The sequence below is a fragment of the Agrobacterium sp. DSM 25558 genome (genome assembly GCF_900100825.1).
Classification (GTDB): Bacteria; Pseudomonadota; Alphaproteobacteria; order Rhizobiales; family Rhizobiaceae; genus Agrobacterium.
The window spans coordinates 191,482-207,676 of the sequence record NZ_FMUD01000006.1 but is presented as its reverse complement, the minus strand read 5'-3'; the positions used below and the strand labels follow the sequence as shown (position 1 = coordinate 207,676).

The 16,195-nt window shown below is 58.3% G+C and carries 16 protein-coding genes and 1 riboswitch; of the genes, 14 read left to right on the top strand and 2 right to left on the bottom strand.

Annotated features, from left to right (window positions below; translation table 11 throughout):
* The first annotated feature begins 135 nt into the window (after positions 1-135).
* The 10 genes from DSM25558_RS07825 to thiD all read left to right on the top strand — a co-directional run bounded on the left by DSM25558_RS07825 (position 136) and on the right by thiD (position 9,761).
* A complete protein-coding gene (locus DSM25558_RS07825; RefSeq protein ID WP_077103464.1) occupies positions 136-1,308 on the top strand; it encodes a sialidase family protein in 1,173 nt (390 codons plus the stop codon).
* Positions 1,305-2,264, top strand: a complete 960-nt coding sequence (gene pdxA / locus DSM25558_RS07820; RefSeq protein ID WP_077103462.1) for a 4-hydroxythreonine-4-phosphate dehydrogenase PdxA — start codon at positions 1,305-1,307, stop codon at positions 2,262-2,264. Before DSM25558_RS07825 ends, pdxA begins: the two co-directional genes overlap by 4 nt.
* Positions 2,257-3,171, top strand: coding sequence for a dihydrodipicolinate synthase family protein (locus DSM25558_RS07815; protein WP_077103460.1), 915 nt, complete (start codon positions 2,257-2,259; stop codon positions 3,169-3,171). Before pdxA ends, DSM25558_RS07815 begins: the two co-directional genes overlap by 8 nt.
* Before the next feature lie 11 nt (positions 3,172-3,182).
* Complete coding sequence (locus tag DSM25558_RS07810) at positions 3,183-4,307, top strand: iron-containing alcohol dehydrogenase (protein WP_077103458.1); 1,125 nt, start codon at positions 3,183-3,185, stop codon at positions 4,305-4,307.
* A 115-nt stretch (positions 4,308-4,422) separates the two neighbouring features.
* Positions 4,423-5,469: a four-carbon acid sugar kinase family protein gene (locus DSM25558_RS07805; RefSeq protein ID WP_077103456.1), complete on the top strand. Its 1,047-nt coding sequence runs from the start codon at positions 4,423-4,425 to the stop codon at positions 5,467-5,469.
* Entirely contained in the window at positions 5,457-6,188 is a 732-nt protein-coding gene (locus DSM25558_RS07800; RefSeq protein WP_077103454.1) for a FadR/GntR family transcriptional regulator, read from the top strand. Before DSM25558_RS07805 ends, DSM25558_RS07800 begins: the two co-directional genes overlap by 13 nt.
* Before the next feature lie 149 nt (positions 6,189-6,337).
* Positions 6,338-7,330 (top strand): inositol 2-dehydrogenase, encoded by a 993-nt coding sequence (gene iolG / locus DSM25558_RS07795; protein ID WP_077103452.1) that lies wholly within the window; start codon positions 6,338-6,340, stop codon positions 7,328-7,330.
* An 81-nt stretch (positions 7,331-7,411) separates the two neighbouring features.
* Positions 7,412-7,514, top strand: a riboswitch (TPP riboswitch).
* Positions 7,515-7,580: 66 nt separating this feature from the next.
* The gene (locus tag DSM25558_RS07790; RefSeq protein ID WP_077103451.1) at positions 7,581-8,318 is read left to right on the top strand and encodes a hydroxyethylthiazole kinase; all 738 of its coding nucleotides are present in this window, start codon (positions 7,581-7,583) and stop codon (positions 8,316-8,318) included.
* A complete protein-coding gene (gene thiE, locus DSM25558_RS07785) occupies positions 8,308-8,964 on the top strand; it encodes a thiamine phosphate synthase (protein ID WP_077103449.1) in 657 nt (218 codons plus the stop codon). Before DSM25558_RS07790 ends, thiE begins: the two co-directional genes overlap by 11 nt.
* Entirely contained in the window at positions 8,961-9,761 is an 801-nt protein-coding gene (thiD, locus tag DSM25558_RS07780; RefSeq protein WP_077103447.1) for a bifunctional hydroxymethylpyrimidine kinase/phosphomethylpyrimidine kinase, read from the top strand. Before thiE ends, thiD begins: the two co-directional genes overlap by 4 nt.
* A gap of 3 nt (positions 9,762-9,764) precedes the next feature.
* On the opposite strand, the gene DSM25558_RS07775 is transcribed toward thiD, so the two are convergent.
* A complete protein-coding gene (locus tag DSM25558_RS07775; RefSeq protein WP_077103445.1) occupies positions 9,765-10,226 on the bottom strand; it encodes an Lrp/AsnC family transcriptional regulator in 462 nt (153 codons plus the stop codon).
* Between the two features lie 125 nt (positions 10,227-10,351).
* Between DSM25558_RS07775 and alr the strand changes: the two genes are divergently transcribed.
* Entirely contained in the window at positions 10,352-11,518 is a 1,167-nt protein-coding gene (gene alr / locus DSM25558_RS07770) for an alanine racemase (RefSeq protein WP_077103443.1), read from the top strand.
* A gap of 7 nt (positions 11,519-11,525) precedes the next feature.
* Positions 11,526-12,782: a D-amino acid dehydrogenase gene (locus tag DSM25558_RS07765; protein WP_077103441.1), complete on the top strand. Its 1,257-nt coding sequence runs from the start codon at positions 11,526-11,528 to the stop codon at positions 12,780-12,782.
* A gap of 38 nt (positions 12,783-12,820) precedes the next feature.
* On the opposite strand, the gene DSM25558_RS07760 is transcribed toward DSM25558_RS07765, so the two are convergent.
* The gene (locus DSM25558_RS07760) at positions 12,821-13,531 is read right to left on the bottom strand and encodes a GntR family transcriptional regulator (protein WP_077103439.1); all 711 of its coding nucleotides are present in this window, start codon (positions 13,529-13,531) and stop codon (positions 12,821-12,823) included.
* A 260-nt stretch (positions 13,532-13,791) separates the two neighbouring features.
* Here DSM25558_RS07760 and DSM25558_RS07755 point away from each other — a divergent pair, with 260 nt between their 5' ends.
* Both DSM25558_RS07755 and DSM25558_RS07750 read left to right on the top strand, forming a co-directional pair.
* Positions 13,792-14,877 (top strand): ABC transporter ATP-binding protein, encoded by a 1,086-nt coding sequence (locus tag DSM25558_RS07755; RefSeq protein WP_077103437.1) that lies wholly within the window; start codon positions 13,792-13,794, stop codon positions 14,875-14,877.
* 27 nt (positions 14,878-14,904) lie between these two features.
* The gene (locus DSM25558_RS07750) at positions 14,905-16,194 is read left to right on the top strand and encodes an ABC transporter substrate-binding protein (RefSeq protein WP_077103435.1); all 1,290 of its coding nucleotides are present in this window, start codon (positions 14,905-14,907) and stop codon (positions 16,192-16,194) included.
* Position 16,195 lies beyond the last annotated feature (1 nt).

Sequence of the window (16,195 nt, the reverse complement as noted above, 5' to 3'; positions counted from 1 at the left end):
CATCATACTGTTTTAATTTAATTTTTTACGAAATTTGTTATCCTATAGAGGGAAATAGAAAACCAATCCAACTTGACAACATTTGTTTACAAGCTGATTATCCCGGTTAATAACCGATGTGACGGGAGGAATTTTATGACGCCTGAAGAGATTGCGGCAAAGATGGATGGTCATCTTTTTGCGGCAGGCGAAGGACGCAAAGAGGCTTACCTGCCTTCACCGAAAATCCACAATCACGCAGCCTTCCTCAGCTTTCTGCCCGGTGGCGCGTTGGCCTGCGCCTGGTTTGGCGGCACGCTGGAAGGTAAGTCGGATATCTCCATTCACATCTCCACCTTGGGCGATGGTGCCGACACGTGGTCACAGGCAGCATTGGCGAGCCATGATACTGAGCGCTCCGAACAGAACCCGATGATTTTCGTCAGGCCCAATGGCAAGATCGCGCTTTTCCACACGGCGCAGCCCTCCGGCAATCAGGATGAGAGCCGCGTGATGGCGCATGATCTTGCGTTTGAAAACGGCAAGATCACCTCCAGCCCGGCACGCGACATCGGTCTTGCCAATGGCACTTTCATTCGCGCGACCATCGTGCGCCGCGATGATGGCGCGTGGATGCTGCCGCTGTTTCTGTGCAATCCTCGCCCCGGCGCGAAATGGACCGGCACGCATGACACCGCAGCCGTCGCCGTCAGCAAAGATGAGGGCAAGACATGGTCCGTGACGGAAGTGCCGGATAGTTTTGGCTGCGTGCACATGACCATCGTGCCGCTGGACGGGCAGGACATGGCCGCCTTCTTCCGCCGCCGCCAGTCGGATTTCGTCTATCGCACGGAAAGCCATGACGGCGGCCGCAGCTGGTCTGCGCCTGTCGCAACCGACGTTCCCAACAACAATTCTTCCATCGCGGCCATCCGCCTTGCCGATGGCCGCGTGGCGCTTTTGTGCAATCCGGTCTCTGCTGCAACCTCGGATGCACGTCGGGAATCGCTGTATGACGAATTGGGCGAAGACGATGACCGCCCCAATGCGGAAGGCGGAATCACACCCATCTGGGGTGTGCCGCGTGCGCCGGTGACGCTCTGCGTCTCCACGGATGGCGGCAAGAGCTTCCCGCAGCGGCGGATCGTTGAAGACGGCCCCGGCACCTGCCTGTCCAACAATTCGGTGGATGGCCGCAACAAGGAAATGTCCTATCCGGCGCTTCTGGAAGGCAAGGACGGTGCGCTGCACCTCGCCTATACCTACCATCGTCGCGCCATCAAATATGTCCGCCTCGACAAGGGCTGGATCGACGGAGAAAACGCATGAGCGATATCGTTGGCATAACCATGGGTGATCCGGCCGGCGTCGGCCCTGAAATCACCATCAAGGCACTATCCGAAATGAGCGCGGAAGACCGGGCCAATACCCGCATTTTCGGCAACCTCAAACAGCTTGAAGCCGCCCGCGCCGCGCTCGGCTCCGATCTGGACCTCACCGGCCTTGTCGAGAATATCGACATAGAAGGGGCACCGGTCGAATGGGGCAAGCTCAGCGCCGTGTCCGGCGATGCCTCCTTCCGCTTCATCGATAGCGCGGTGAAGGCGGCAACCGCCGGCAAGATCGGCTGCATCGTCACGGCGCCGATCAACAAGGAAGCGCTGAACTCCGCAGGCCACCATTATGATGGCCACACCGGCATGCTGACCTCGCTCACTGGTTCGAAATCCGCCTTCATGTTGCTGGCATCCGACCGCCTCAAGGTCATCCATGTCTCCACCCATGTTTCCCTGAAAGATGCCATCAGCCGCGCCAAGCCGGAGCGCATTCTGGCGACCATTCGCGCCGGTAACGACCACCTCAAGCGCATCGGCTACGACAGGCCGAAGATCGCGGTGGCCGGCATCAATCCGCACTGCGGCGAAAACGGCCTGTTCGGCACGGAAGATGATGAGTTCATCGCACCAGCGGTCGCGCAGGCCCTCGCCGAGGGCATTGACGTCTATGGCCCCATCTCAGCCGATACCGTCTATCACCGCGCCTATCAGGGCGGGTTTGATCTGGTCATCGCGCAGTATCACGATCAGGGGCATATCCCCATCAAGCTGGTCGCCTTCGACACCGCCGTCAACGTCTCCGTCGGCCTGCCCATTGACCGCACCTCGGTCGATCACGGCACGGCCTTCGACATCGCCGGAACGGGTAAGGCCAACCACGTCAACATGAATGCGGCCATTGCATATGCCCGCAAGCTGATTGCAGGAAAGAAGAAGAACAATGGCTGAGACCTTCGAAATCAGTGGCGTCTACTCCGCCGCGACCACCGCCATTGCCGCAGATGGCACACCGGATTTCCGCCTGTTCACTGCCCATTGCAAGGCGCTGATCGAAGAAGGCTGCGATGGCGTGGCGCTTCTCGGCACTACCGGCGAGGCCAATTCCTTCGGCCTGAAACAGCGCATGGACATTCTGGAAAAGGCGATTGCAGGCGGCGTTCCCGCGCAAAGGCTTATGCCCGGCACGGCCCAGACAGCCGTTTCCGACACCGTCGAACTGACCCGCCATGCGGTCGAGGCCGGTGTGCCCGCCGTCGTTCTGCTGCCGCCGTTCTACTACAAGGGCGTGAGCGCAGAGGGTATTTACCGCGCCTATGCCAAGGTGGTCGAATGTGTGAAGGATAACCGCCTGAAGGTCATTCTCTACCACATTCCGCAGGTCTCCGGCGTTGCCATTCCCCACGATGTCATCGCCCGACTGCGCAATGATTTCCCCGGTGTCTTCGTCGGCATCAAGGACAGTTCCGGCGATCTGGAAAACATGAAGGCCATGGTCGCTGCCTTCCCCGGCTTCGGCGTTCTGGCCGGTGCGGACCCCGTGCTGCTGCCACTGCTGCAAGTCGGTGGTGCGGGCTGCATCACCGCCAGCTCTAACCTCGTCGCATCCGATCTGCGCATCGTCTTCGACAACTGGAACGTTGCTGGCAAGGAAGATGTGGTCAAGGCTGCACAGGAGCGCATCGTCGCCTGGCGAGAGCTGACCAACACCTATGTGCAGCTTCCCACCGTCAAGGCCATGGTCGCCAAGCGTCGTGGTGATGATGGCTGGCTGCGCGTGCATCCTCCCCTCATCGAGCTTTCCGATGCGGAACGAGAAACCGTCTGGGCGCGCATGGATGCGCTTGAAAACCAATAAGGAGCGGGATCATGGATGCTATGGCACGGCCAATTACCCTGCATCAACCCAGGCGTCTCGAGATCGGCGCAGGTGCCTCCGCCAAGCTTGGAGAATGGGCAGACGGCGCACAGCGCGTGCTGGTCATCGCAACCGAACATACGGTCGGCTTCGTCGACCGGCTGAAGCTTTCCGGCAATGTCAAAGTCTTCTCCGACATTCCGCCGGAGCCGGATGACAAGGCGCTGGATGCGGCCATCGAAGTGGCACGCGCGCTCAAGCCCGACCTCGTCGTCGGCCTCGGTGGCGGCTCGGTTCTGGACGTCGCAAAACTGGTGGCGGCATTGTGGGATGGTGAACAGTCTCTGGACGATGTCGTCGGCCCCAACAGGGTTGCAGGCAGACGCACGCGTCTGGCGCAGATCGCCACCACGGCGGGAACGGGTTCCGAAGCCGGTATTCGCGCTCTGATCACCGACAGCAGCACCCATTCGAAAAAGGCAGTCGAAAGCCCGTATCTTCTGGCCGATATCGCCATTCTCGACCCGGAACTGACATGGTCTGTCCCACCGGCGGTGACGGCGGCAACGGGCATCGATGCCATGGCGCATTGCGTTGAGGCCTTTACCAATATCAATGCACATGATCTGATTGACGGTTACGCCCGCATGGGCATCCGCCTCGTCGGCAAGTATCTCGCCCGCGCCGTTCAGAACGGCAAAGACACCGAGGCGCGTGCGGGCATGATGCTCGCCTCCTATTACGGCGGCATTTGTCTCGGCCCTGTCAACACGGCGGCCGGCCATGCGCTGGCCTACCCGCTCGGCACCCGGTTGGAGCTTCCTCACGGTCTGGCAAACGCCATCATCTTCCCGCATGTGCTGGCCTATAATGTGCCTGTTCATGTGGACAAGACTGCCGAAGTGCTGGAAGCGCTGGGCCTTGCTGTTTCCAACGAGCCGGAAGGTGTTTTGGAAGCGGCCTACGGTTTCTGTAAGGGACTAGGCGTTGAAATGCAGCTGTCGGCACACAAGGCAAACGAAGGTGATTTACAAAGCTGGGCCGAAGAGGCGCACGCCATCCGCCGCCTGATGAACAACAATCCCCGCGACATGGCTGTGGACGACGTGTTGTCGATTTATAAGGCGGCCTATTAGGCCGCCTGCTCATTCTTCGTCATGCTCGGGCTTGTCGCGCCCGAGGATGACGCAAGTAGACGCGAAAACCGCGACCGTTTTCTGGCGCGGCTGCACGTGAGGAACGACCACAGGAATGAACAGGCATTTTGACAGACTTCTGATTGTTGCGGACGACCTAACGGGCGCTCTCGACACGGCCGCGCCTTTCGCCGCCGCGGGAATGAAGGTAACTGTCGTTGTCAATCAAGCCTTCGTTGCGGAAGCCATCGCGGGTGATGCAGACGTCATAACCGTAACGACACGCAGCCGTGAAATTCCGCCTGATGAGGCAGCCAGTCGTGTTGCCTCCATCAAGGCCGCGATGAAGCCGGGCATCCGTCTGTTCAAGAAGGTAGACTCTCGCCTGAAAGGCAATCTGGAGGCCGAACTTGCTGCACTTGCCTTCGAGCGCGCCATCGTTCTGCCCGGCATTCCAGAATTTGGCCGCATCGTCTCGAACGGCATGATTAACGGTTTTGGCGTGGACACACCCATCTCCATCGCGCAACGCCTTGGGGCGCTTGCAAAGCGGTGCCGCTTTCCAGATACGCTGACGCCCGACGACATGCGCGACGCCGCTGCTACCATTGAGGACAATGAGCTGATGGTGGGTGCGCTTTCGCTGGCGAAGGCCATTGCCGGTGAAAGTCAGCCTTCACCCCTCACCTATCCCTCCAAGCGCATGGTAATGGCCATCGGTTCACGCGACGCGATCACGCTTGCTCAGGTCGCAGGGTTGAAAGCAGCCCATCCCGATCTTCTCCACATCTCCGCACCCAACGGCGTTGTTGCGGCTGCGGAGGAACGTGGTGCTCATACGATCACGCTCATTCAGGCTACGCCGTCCGAAACCGAAGCCAGCCCCTTGCAGGTCGCTGGCGCGCTGGCTGCAAGCGTCGCGAAATTCTCTCAGCCCGGAGATACGATCCTGCTTTCCGGCGGCGCAACGGCAGAAGCCTATTTCGACCAGCGGGGCATCCACATGCTGGGCTTAGCAGGCGAGGCTTTGCCGGGCCTCCCCGTTGCTGAATTCGACGGCACCTTCTACATTACCAAATCAGGCGGCTTCGGCACGGAGGATACACTTCTTCGACTGGCCGTGACTGTCACAGGTGGAGAGGCGGAAACATGGGGGCGATAGAACAGGTTTCTCATCGCAAAAGTTTGAGTGATGTCGTGTACGAGCGGCTGCAACACGCCATAAAATCCGGTGCATACAAAAATGACGAGCGTCTGCCGACCGAGCATGACCTTGCCGCCGAATTCGAGGTATCGCGACCCATCGTGCGCGATGCGCTGAAGAAATTGCGTGACAAGGGCCTCGTCTATTCCCGCCAGGGTGCGGGCAGTTTTGTTCGCAGCATTGGCGTTAAACAAGCGCTCGGTTTCAGCCCTCTCGAAAACATTGCCGACCTCCAGAACTGTTATGAATTCCGCATGACGGTGGAGCCGGAGGCCGCCGCCTGCGCCGCGGAGCGTTATGGCGATGCGGAACTTCTACTGATCAGCCGAGCTCTCGCCTCCCTCAAAGAGGCAACGAACCGGCAGCGCCACCGGGAAGATGCAGACTTCCAGTTCCACCTCGCCATCGCCAACGCATCCGGCAACACCTATTTCTCGACCGCCATGGAAGCGTTGAAGGACCATATTGCTGTTGGAATGCAATTCCACGGTCTTTCGCTTAAAAATTCCATTTTAGGCCTCCAGCATGTCTATGATGAACATGCTGCGATTTTCGAGGCTATTCGCGATCGCGATTGCGATCTCGCAAGGCGGCTGATGCGCCAGCATCTTCACGGCTCACGCTCGCGCCTGTTCGAGGGGCGGAAACCCCAGCTTGCAGCGCAGGACGCAGAGTAAGCGCTTTCTCAATCCAAGGCATTCCAGACGTCAGGCACGTCTTGACAGGCATGAAGTGGCGCTCTAGCAAGATGGAACATATATTCCAAAATGGTCCGCAGTTCGCATCAACGTTCCACGGACCGGGATAACCATATCGGGAGGAAACGATGGTTACGAGATTGGCTTTGCTGGGCGCTGGGCGCATCGGAAAAGTACACGCCAAGGCGATTGCATCCGACAAACGTGCCAAACTGGTTGCGGTGGTCGATGCGTTTCCCGATGCCGCACAGGCAATTGCAGACGAAACCGGCTGCGCAATCAGCACCATAGATGCCGTGCTCGAAAACGCCGACATCGATGCCGTCATCATCTGCACGCCCACCAACACCCACGCCGATCTGATCGAGCGTTTTGCGCGTGCGGGCAAAGCAATCTTCTGCGAAAAGCCGATCGATCTCGATGTCGCGCGTGCGCAAGCCTGCATCGACGTAGTCAAAGAAACCGGCGCAAAGATCATGCTCGGCTTCAACCGTCGTTTCGATCCGCATTTCCGCGCCGTGCGCAAGGCCATCGATGACGGACAGATCGGCAAGGTCGAGATGGTGACCATCACCAGCCGCGATCCGGGTGCACCGCCACCGGAATATATCAAAGTATCCGGCGGCATTTTCCGCGACATGACCATCCACGATTTCGACATTGCCCGCTTTCTGCTGGGCGAAGAGATTGTCAGCGTCTTCGCCACAGGCTCCGTTCTGGTCGATCCGAAAATCGGGGAACTGGGCGATTACGACAGTGCCAGCATCATCCTGACCACTGAAAGCGGACGTCAGGCGATTATCTCCAACTCGCGCCGCGCTACCTATGGCTACGACCAGCGCATCGAGGTTCACGGCTCGCTTGGCTCAGTTGCTGCCGAAAACCAGCGCCCGGTGTCTATCGAAATCGCCACCAAGGACGGCTATACCCGCCCACCCCTGCACGACTTCTTCATGACGCGATATACGGCGGCTTATGCAGCGGAAATCACCGCCTTCATTGATGCCATCGAAAACGACGTCGCCCCCTCGCCTTCCGCCCAGGACGGCCTGGTTGCGCTGAAGCTGGCGGATGCTGCGCTGAAGTCGGTGCGCGAAAAAGTGCTCGTCCAAATTACCTGATCACATTTTAGGAAGACGCGGTTTGTCGGCCTGCGTCTTCCTGAATGTCATTGACAGCACAACTAAAACACGACACCTTCCAGACATTCCGAGGGGAGCATCGTACGATGCTGAGATGGCGCTGAGCCGGACCCTTGAACCTGATCCGGGTCATGCCGGCGTAGGAACGGAACAGTCGCCACTGGCCATGCTTTTCTTTTCCGCGCTGAACCTGGGTCTCCGTGATTGTATATCTGGAGTTCAATGACCCATGTCGAGTTTTCCCACAGCACAAACCGCAACAGAGCTTCTGGCGCGGGTGCGGCAACAGCGACCGCGGGTTCATTGTCTGATGAACACCGTCGTTCAGAAATTTACTGCCGATGGCATAACCGCCGTTGGCGGAATTCCATCCATGACATCTTCAGAAGAAGAAATCGAAAGCTTCGTTTCCAAGGCAGATGCTCTGACAATCAACCTCGGCACGCTAGATGCCGCACGCCGCAAGGTCATTCGCATGGCGCTGGACGTGGCGAACGACAAAGGCAAACCCTGGATCGTCGACCCCGTGCATTGCGATTACTCGCCATCTCGGCTGGATTTCGTCCATGAACTCATCACCCTTCACCCGACCATCGTTCGGGGAAACGCGGCGGAAATGGCTGTCATCGGTGATGTTGGCAATGCACTGAGCATCCAGACCGGCCCGCAGGATTTGCTTCGCGGTGGGGCCAGAAGCGCAAAGATCGCCAATGGCCACCCATGGATGGCGAAGGTCACCGGCACCGGATGCCTTTCCGGCGGGGTCATCGCCGCTTTCATGGCAGTGGAATCAGACCCGTTGCTCGCGGCAGCAGCAGCACTGACGGTAACCGGCGTATCGGCAGAACTTGCGGCAACGCAGGCACGCGGTCCTGGTACATTCGAGGCGACCTTTCTGGATGCGCTGGACGCTATCGACGGCAACGACATTCTTTCCCTTGCGAGGATTGAGCACGATGAAAATTGATTACAGACTGAACGCTTTGGTGGATGCGTCGCTTGCCGATATTGCGCCATTGCCGGAACTGGCAGCCGTTGCGGCACGGCATGGCGCTACGATCATCCAGTATCGCGACAAGCACGCCTCTACCCGAGATATGATCGAGCAGGCGCGGCTGATGGTGGAAGCACTGAAGGCAACGGGCGTTCCCCTTGTCATCAACGACCGTGTCGATGTTGCGCTGGCTTCCGGAGCAGATGGCGTTCATCTGGGTGCGGACGATATGGACGCCGAAACGGCCAGACGCCTACTGGGGCGTGATGCAATCATCGGCCTGACCGTCAAGAATATGACTGACGCCCAGCGTGTCGCTGAAGCACAGGCAGACTATGCCTGCATCGGCGGTGTTTTCGATACGGTCTCCAAGGTCAATCCGGATGCGCCGGTAGGATTGGAGGGCCTTCGCGAACTGAGAAACTATCTTCGCAACGCTCGCCCGCAGATGCCCGTCGGCGCTATTGCGGGCATCACGCTGGAGAGGGTCGAACCCGTTATAAATTCGGGTGCGGATGGTGTGGCACTGATTTCCGCTCTGTTCCGCGCCGTCGATATTGCGGCGGCAACAGGGGACTTCCGACGCCAAGTGGACCTCGCGCTGGAGGCACGCGGATGACGGCCATAGCATTGACAATTGCCGGGTCCGACAGTGGCGGCGGCGCGGGCATACAGGCCGATCTGAAGACCTTTTCGGCGCTGGGTGTTTATGGCGCAAGCGTCATTACCGCTATCACAGCTCAGAATACCCGAGGTGTAACTGCTGTCGAAAACATATCAACCGACATGATTGCCGCCCAGATGGACGCGGTTTTGTCCGATCTTGATGTCAGCGCGGTCAAGATCGGCATGGTTTCGCGCATCGAGACCATCGAAACGATCGCTGCAAAGCTGCTTGAGGTTGGCAATCCTATTGTCATGGACCCGGTGATGGTGGCGACATCCGGCGACCGCCTGTTGCAGGAAGATGCCATAGAAACTCTACGCAGCGCTTTGCTGCCGCTGGCGCTGCTCGCTACCCCAAACCTGCCGGAGGCAGCGCTTCTGAGTGGGCGACCCATCGCGACGAACGGGTCAGAAGTGATCCGCCAGGCCGAAGCGATATTGAAAACCGGCGTTCGCGCTGTTCTGATAAAGGGTGGGCATGGCGGCGGGTCGGAAAGTGTCGATCTTTTGCTGGACAGTGATGGAATGCATGAGTTTTCCATGCAGCGCATAGACACCCGCAATGACCACGGCACCGGCTGCACATTGGCATCGGCCATTACCGCAAATCTGGCGCTTGGATACTCTCTGGCTGATGCGATTGGGCTGGCGAAGGAGTTTCTTCAGGGTGCACTGGCAGCGGGGAGAGAACTGCATGTCGGCCATGGTCACGGACCTGTGCACCATTTTTACCGCTGGTGGAATGCCTGACGCTCAGTTCCTTGGCTTCGGGCTTGCCAGTGCGTTGCGGATGGCGAAGCTGGAATGAATGCGCGAAACGCCGGGTAGTTTCGAGAGTATGTCCTTGTGAACGCGCTCAAAATCGCCTGCACTTTCCACTTCCACTCGCAGGAAATAATCGGAGCCACCGGTCATCAGGTAGCACTCGCGAATTTCTGGATAACGTCTGACAGCATGTTCGAAGCGATTGAGAAAATCCTCAGTCTGGCGATCGAGCGTGATCTGCACGATGACTGAGATGACCTCGCCGCCCGCTGCACTTCCCGTCAGCGCCGTGTAGCCGCGAATGACCCCTTCTCGCTCCAAAATATCCACCCGCCGCAAACATGCCGAGGGCGACAAACCGACCTCCGCTGCCAGCTTTGCATTGCTGATGCGGGCGTTGAGCCGAAGCACGCGAATGATGTGACGATCGGTAGCGTCCAAAGCTGACATAAAATCATTCCGTTTCGCCGTCGAAAATTGCGTTCGATCGCCAATCTTCGAATTATCCACGCCTCAAACTGCGAAAATTCGATGATCGTTGCAATAGTCTGTTGGAAAATAATAAGGGAACGACGATGGACATGACGATCAATCGCCAGAAGGCGAGTGGTGGTGCCAGCGGTTATCTGACAATAGACCTTGGCGCACTTCGCGACAATTACCTGATGCTGCGGGCCATGGCCTCGAACTCCGTGACCAGCGCCGTGGTCAAGGCCAATGCCTATGGTCTTGGTGCGGATATGGTCGCACCCGTTCTCTACAATGCCGGTTGCCGTCATTTCTTCGTCGCCCATATCGATGAGGCCATAGCGCTGCGCCTTCGCATTGCTGGTGATGCGGAAATTTTCGTGCTCAACGGCCTTCAGCCCGGTAACGAGACATCCTGCGCGGCGATGAACATAACGCCGGTCATCAATTCTCTGGAGCAACTTGCGCAATGGTCGGCCTATGCGGCGACGCTGTGCAAGACGCTGCCGGCAGCACTCCAGTTCGATACCGGCATGTCGCGGCTGGGCATGGCGTCGTCCGAACTTGCGACGCTGAAGACCTCGCCTCACTTGCTGGACGGCATTGCGATCACTTTCGTCATGAGCCATCTGGCCTGCGCGGATGAGCCTGAACACATCGCCAACGGTGCGCAACTTGCCGTCCTGCGCAAGGCGTCGGCAATGTTTCCAGAGGCGCCGGTCTGTTTGGCCAATTCAGGCGGCATCTTTCTGGGCGCGGACTATCATAATGCCGTGATGCGGCCGGGCATCGCGCTTTATGGCGGTGCGCCCTCCTCTGCGCGCCCCAACCCCATGAAGCCAGTGGTGCGGCTGGATGTGGCCGTCGTGCAAACCCGGACCGTACCTGCAGATACGCTCGTCGGTTATGGCGGGTCTTTACGCACGACGGGTGAAACGCGCCTTGCCACCATTGCTGCAGGCTATGCGGATGGCCTTCCGCGTTCGCTGAGCGGCCGGGGCGCGGCCTATTTCAACGGCGTGCGCCTGCCCATTGCCGGGCGCGTTTCCATGGACAGCATCAGCCTGGATATTTCGGCACTGCCGGAGGGAACCTTAACCCATGGCAGCCTCGTTGAATTGATAGGACCGGATCAATCTCTGGAAGACATTGCCGAAGATGCAGATACGATTGCCTACGAAATTCTAACGGGTCTCGGCCGTCGCTATCGCCGCACCTATATTCAGCCAGACGCGCGCTTGAAAGCGGGCGACACAATAAACGCAGACGAGTGAGAGCAACATGAAGATCGTCATTCTCGGAGCCGGTGTCGTCGGCGTCACATCCGCCTGGTATCTGGCAAAGGCCGGTCATTCGGTTACGGTCATAGACCGCCAACCTGCGGCAGCACTTGAAACCAGCTTTGCCAATGCAGGCGAGGTTTCGCCTGGCTACTCCTCCCCCTGGGCAGCACCAGGCATTCCGATGAAAGCCGTGAAATGGCTGTTCATGGAGCATTCGCCGTTGATCATCCGCCCGACATTGGACCCTGCCGCCTTGCGCTGGATTGGCCAGATGCTGCGCAATTGCACATCCGCGCGGTACGCCGTCAACAAAGGCCGTATGGTGCGCGTAGCGGAATACAGCCGTGATTGCCTGATGGCGCTGCGTGAAGAAACCGGCATTCAATACGACCAGCGCACCCAAGGCACGCTGGAGGTTTTCCGCACGCAAAAGCAGTTCGATGGCATCGGCAAGGATGTCGCGGTGCTGAAGGCGGGTGGCGTGGCCTATGAAATTCTGGACCGCGACGGTTGCGCAGCCGTGGAGCCGGGTCTCGCTACCTCGAAGGATAAGATCGTCGGTGGCCTGAGATTGCCGGGCGACGAGACCGGCGATTGTTTCATGTTCACCACTGAACTGGCGAAGCTTGCCGAACAGGCTGGCGTAACATTCTTATATAACACAGGCATCATGCGCCCCATTACCGAAGGCAATCGCGTCAAGGCCATCGAGACGACAAAGGGGACCATCGAGGCAGATGTCTTCATTGGTGCCTTGGGCAGCTATACGCCGCAGCTTCTCAAGCATCTGAACATCGACCTGCCGGTGTATCCGGTCAAGGGTTACTCGATAACCGTGCCGATCATTGATGCCGCGCGCGCGCCGGTTTCGACCGTCATGGACGAGGCGCACAAGATCGCCATGACCCGTCTGGGCGACCGCATTCGTGTGGGTGGCATGGCCGAGATTGCCGGTTTCAACAAGGATTTGCCGGCGAAGCGCCAAGCGACACTGACGCATTCCATTGAGGATTTGTTTGGCGGCGCTGCCGATCAGTCTCAGGCGAAATTCTGGTGCGGTCTGCGCCCGATGACGCCCGATGGCACACCGGTGATCGGTGCTACCCGCTACAGCAACCTTTACCTCAACACCGGCCATGGCACGCTGGGCTGGACGATGGCCTGTGGTTCCGCGCGCGTTTTATCCGACCTTATCAGCGGCAATAGGCCTGAAATCGAAACTGCTGATCTTGCGATCAGCCGCTACGCAGCATAGGCCTTTCTACCGCATCAGTCGCGACAAGCGGCTGATGCTCACAACCATAGAGCATCCTTCAGCGCCAATCCCTCTGTGTTGCGCAAGTCGAGATCGGCTTCGATGTGATCGATGTGATGAAGCATCAGGCTTTTGGCCTTTTCGGCGTCACCCTGCTCTAAGGCATCCAGTATCGAGGCGTGATCGCCGTGGCCGCAACTCGAAATGCCTGAGCGCCCGTAAAGGGCAATCACCAGCGATGAACGGGCAACCAGTTCAGCCATGAATTTTTCAAGAATGGCGTTGCCGGCAACAGAGGCCAGCATCAGATGAAAATCGCCCGATGCCTTGATTTCCGCACGGCGGGCGCTTGGGCCTCGCTCATGCTGGTGGCGGGTCTCTTCCGTCAGATGGAGGCGCATGTCTTCAATGGCAGAGGGCGTCAGCCGTTCGATCGCCGCGTGGATAATGCCGGGCTCGATCAGCCTGCGGGATGAGAAAACCTGCCGAGCCTCATCCGGTGTCGGGTTGGAGACGAAGGCACCGCGATTACGCTCCGTTTTGACCAGCCCCTCGAAGGCCAGCATCTGAAGTGCCGCGCGCACGACCGTGCGGCTGACATCGAACAAGGTACCGACCTCAGCCTCGGACAGCTTCGTGCCCGGCGCAAGGCGTCTGTCCACGATTGCATCACGAAGCGTATCGCGAATGGCCTGCGCGCGATCTTCCTGCGTAACGTCTGTCTCTGGATTGATATCGGCAATGGTCATGTTGTTATCCGTCGTCCGGTTTCTTCTACTCCGAACCGGGAATTCTGAAAATAGGAAACGTCTTCAGTCGATCAAAAGATTGGATACAATCCTTATGCACTATCGCGAACAATCGCATATTTTTTAATCACAGGCCAGAAGTCCATAAACTACCCATATCAACCAAAAACAAAAAGTCTTTTTGATCTAGAGACTTAGCGACGGCGACAAGAAACTGGCACGGCTCATGCAGAGTATTCCACAACAGCAGGGGAACATGCATGAGCAAAGCCGCCGAAATCGATATTGCTTCCGTTTCGAAAGTCTACGGCACCACGACCGCCGTCCATGCCATCAGCCTTAAAATTCCGGCGGGCAGCTATTGTTGCCTGCTGGGCCCATCCGGCTGCGGCAAGACTTCGACGTTGCGTATGATCGCAGGTCATGAGACGATTTCAAGCGGCGATGTGCGGCTTGGGAATACCGTGGTGACTGACTTTCCGCCCGCCCAGCGCGGCACGGCGATGATGTTCCAGTCCTATGCTCTTTTTCCACATCTCGACCTCATTGATAACGTTGCCTTCAGCCTGAAAATGAAGGGTGTGGACAAAGAAGCGCGGCGCGCCAAGGCGATGGAAATGCTGCAATTGATGCAGCTGGAACCCTATGCCAACCGCCGCCCGGCCCAGCTGTCCGGTGGCCAGCAACAGCGTGTGGCGCTGGCCCGTGCGCTGATTACCGATCCGGAAGCGCTGCTGCTGGACGAGCCGCTTTCGGCGCTCGATCCGTTTCTCAAAATTCGCATGCGTGCGGAACTGAAGAAGCTCCAGACCTCGCTTGGCATAACCTTCGTTCATGTGACGCACAGTCAGGAAGAGGCGATGGCGCTGGCCGACATCATCGTCATCATGAATGACGGACGCATCGAACAGGCGGCAACGCCGCGGGAAGTGTTCGAGCGTCCGGCAACGGGTTTCGTTGCCCGCTTCATGGGCAATCATAACGTCATTTCCGGGCGCATGAGAGAAAAGAACGGCGAACTGGTGACGATGGATGTGCCTGGCGGCGGTTCTTTCATCGCAGCGGGTGAGGCAATGCAGGACGGGCTGGTGGATATAGCCGTCAGGACTGACCGCGTTCGTGTGGCTGAGGCTGACGTACCGGGACATGGTTTCACCGGCATCGTTTCCAACGTCGAATATCACGGAGCGAGCGTGAAGATCGTCGTGGCTGGTGCAGGCATCGAGGATTTCAACGTCATCCTCAGCGACGTCGCCTTCTTCGAAAAACCAATCAGGGTGGGTGAAGCAATACCACTTTCATGGAATGCGGCAGATGCCATCGTGCTCGGCCGGATAGAAAAATAAGCAAAAAGCAACCAGAGGAGAACTGTCATGACACATACTTCCAACAGCAAAAAGGGCCTGTCGCGTCGCGGCCTTCTCAAGGCGGGTGCGGCAGCCACCGGTGCCGCCATCGGCTCCGGCCTCATTACGGGCTTCCCAACCATCTGGGCGCAGAACCCTATTACGCTGCGCCAGTTTGGCACCGGCGTGTCGAACCTCAACGCCATCGCTGAAAAGTGCAAGGCCGACCTCGGCATCACGCTGGAAATGACGGCAACAGATTCCGATGCGGCAGCACAGCGCGCCGTGACGCAGCCGAACTCCTACGATATCGCCGATATCGAATACTGGATTCTCAAGAAGGTCTATCCGTCGGGCGTCATCCAGCCGATGGAAATCAAAAAACTGAAATATTATGACAAGATCGTGCCGCTGTTCAAAAACGGCAAGCTGACGCCAGACAGCGTCATCGCGCAGGGCACGGCACCGCACACGGTCGGCTTCGTGGAGAAGCCAGGCGACAAGAAATTCGCCAAGGGCGAAACCGATTATTTCACAATGGTTCCGACGATCTACAATGCCGACACGCTGGGCATCCGACCCGACTTGGTTGGCCGCGACATTTCCAGCTGGGCCGACATCATGGACCCGAAGTTCAAGGGCAAGGCGGCGATCCTCAACATTCCATCCATCGGCATTATGGACGCCGCCATGATCATGGAAGCCATGGGCAACATCAAATATGCCGACAAGGGCAACATGACCAAAGAAGAGATCGACAAGACGATCGACTTCCTGATCAAGGCCAAGAAGGACGGCCAGTTCCGTGCGTTCTGGAAAAGCTTCGATGAGAGCGTCAACCTCATGGCATCGGGCGAAGTCGTCATCCAGTCCATGTGGTCGCCTGCTGTTGCCGCCGTGCGTTCCAAGGGCATCGCCTGCAAATATCAGCCTCTGAAGGAAGGCTACCGTTCATGGGGCGGCGGTCTTGGCCTTGCCAAGCATCTTTCGGGTGCGAAGCTCGACGCAGCTTATGAATACATCAACTGGTACACATCCGGCTGGGTCGGCGCGTACCTCAACCGTCAGGGTTACTACTCCGCAGCCATGGACACGGCGAAGGAACACATGACCGCCGACGAATGGGGTTACTGGGTCGAAGGCAAGGCCGCGCAGGGCGACATCATCGCTCCCGACGGCAAGGTCATGGAAAAGGCCGGTGCCGTGCGCGATGGCGGCTCCTTCCAGGAGCGTATGGGCAAGGTCGCGTGCTGGAACTCCGTCATGGACGAAGACCGCTACATGGTCCGCCGCTGGAACGAATTCATCGCAGCTTGAC

What these genes read in the sequence shown, in the direction of transcription:
- alr (WP_077103443.1), top strand. Translation starts at nt 10,352, where the DNA reads ATGGACATGACGATCAATCGCCAGAAGGCGAGTGGTGGTGCCAGCGGT.
- DSM25558_RS07790 (WP_077103451.1), top strand. Translation starts at nt 7,581, where the DNA reads ATGTCGAGTTTTCCCACAGCACAAACCGCAACAGAGCTTCTGGCGCGG.
- thiD (WP_077103447.1), top strand. Translation starts at nt 8,961, where the DNA reads ATGACGGCCATAGCATTGACAATTGCCGGGTCCGACAGTGGCGGCGGC.
- DSM25558_RS07760 (WP_077103439.1), bottom strand. Translation starts at nt 13,531, where the DNA reads ATGACCATTGCCGATATCAATCCAGAGACAGACGTTACGCAGGAAGAT.
- iolG (WP_077103452.1), top strand. Translation starts at nt 6,338, where the DNA reads ATGGTTACGAGATTGGCTTTGCTGGGCGCTGGGCGCATCGGAAAAGTA.
- DSM25558_RS07825 (WP_077103464.1), top strand. Translation starts at nt 136, where the DNA reads ATGACGCCTGAAGAGATTGCGGCAAAGATGGATGGTCATCTTTTTGCG.
- DSM25558_RS07810 (WP_077103458.1), top strand. Translation starts at nt 3,183, where the DNA reads ATGGATGCTATGGCACGGCCAATTACCCTGCATCAACCCAGGCGTCTC.
- DSM25558_RS07805 (WP_077103456.1), top strand. Translation starts at nt 4,423, where the DNA reads ATGAACAGGCATTTTGACAGACTTCTGATTGTTGCGGACGACCTAACG.
- DSM25558_RS07775 (WP_077103445.1), bottom strand. Translation starts at nt 10,226, where the DNA reads ATGTCAGCTTTGGACGCTACCGATCGTCACATCATTCGCGTGCTTCGG.
- DSM25558_RS07800 (WP_077103454.1), top strand. Translation starts at nt 5,457, where the DNA reads ATGGGGGCGATAGAACAGGTTTCTCATCGCAAAAGTTTGAGTGATGTC.
- DSM25558_RS07750 (WP_077103435.1), top strand. Translation starts at nt 14,905, where the DNA reads ATGACACATACTTCCAACAGCAAAAAGGGCCTGTCGCGTCGCGGCCTT.
- DSM25558_RS07815 (WP_077103460.1), top strand. Translation starts at nt 2,257, where the DNA reads ATGGCTGAGACCTTCGAAATCAGTGGCGTCTACTCCGCCGCGACCACC.
- DSM25558_RS07755 (WP_077103437.1), top strand. Translation starts at nt 13,792, where the DNA reads ATGAGCAAAGCCGCCGAAATCGATATTGCTTCCGTTTCGAAAGTCTAC.
- thiE (WP_077103449.1), top strand. Translation starts at nt 8,308, where the DNA reads ATGAAAATTGATTACAGACTGAACGCTTTGGTGGATGCGTCGCTTGCC.
- pdxA (WP_077103462.1), top strand. Translation starts at nt 1,305, where the DNA reads ATGAGCGATATCGTTGGCATAACCATGGGTGATCCGGCCGGCGTCGGC.
- DSM25558_RS07765 (WP_077103441.1), top strand. Translation starts at nt 11,526, where the DNA reads ATGAAGATCGTCATTCTCGGAGCCGGTGTCGTCGGCGTCACATCCGCC.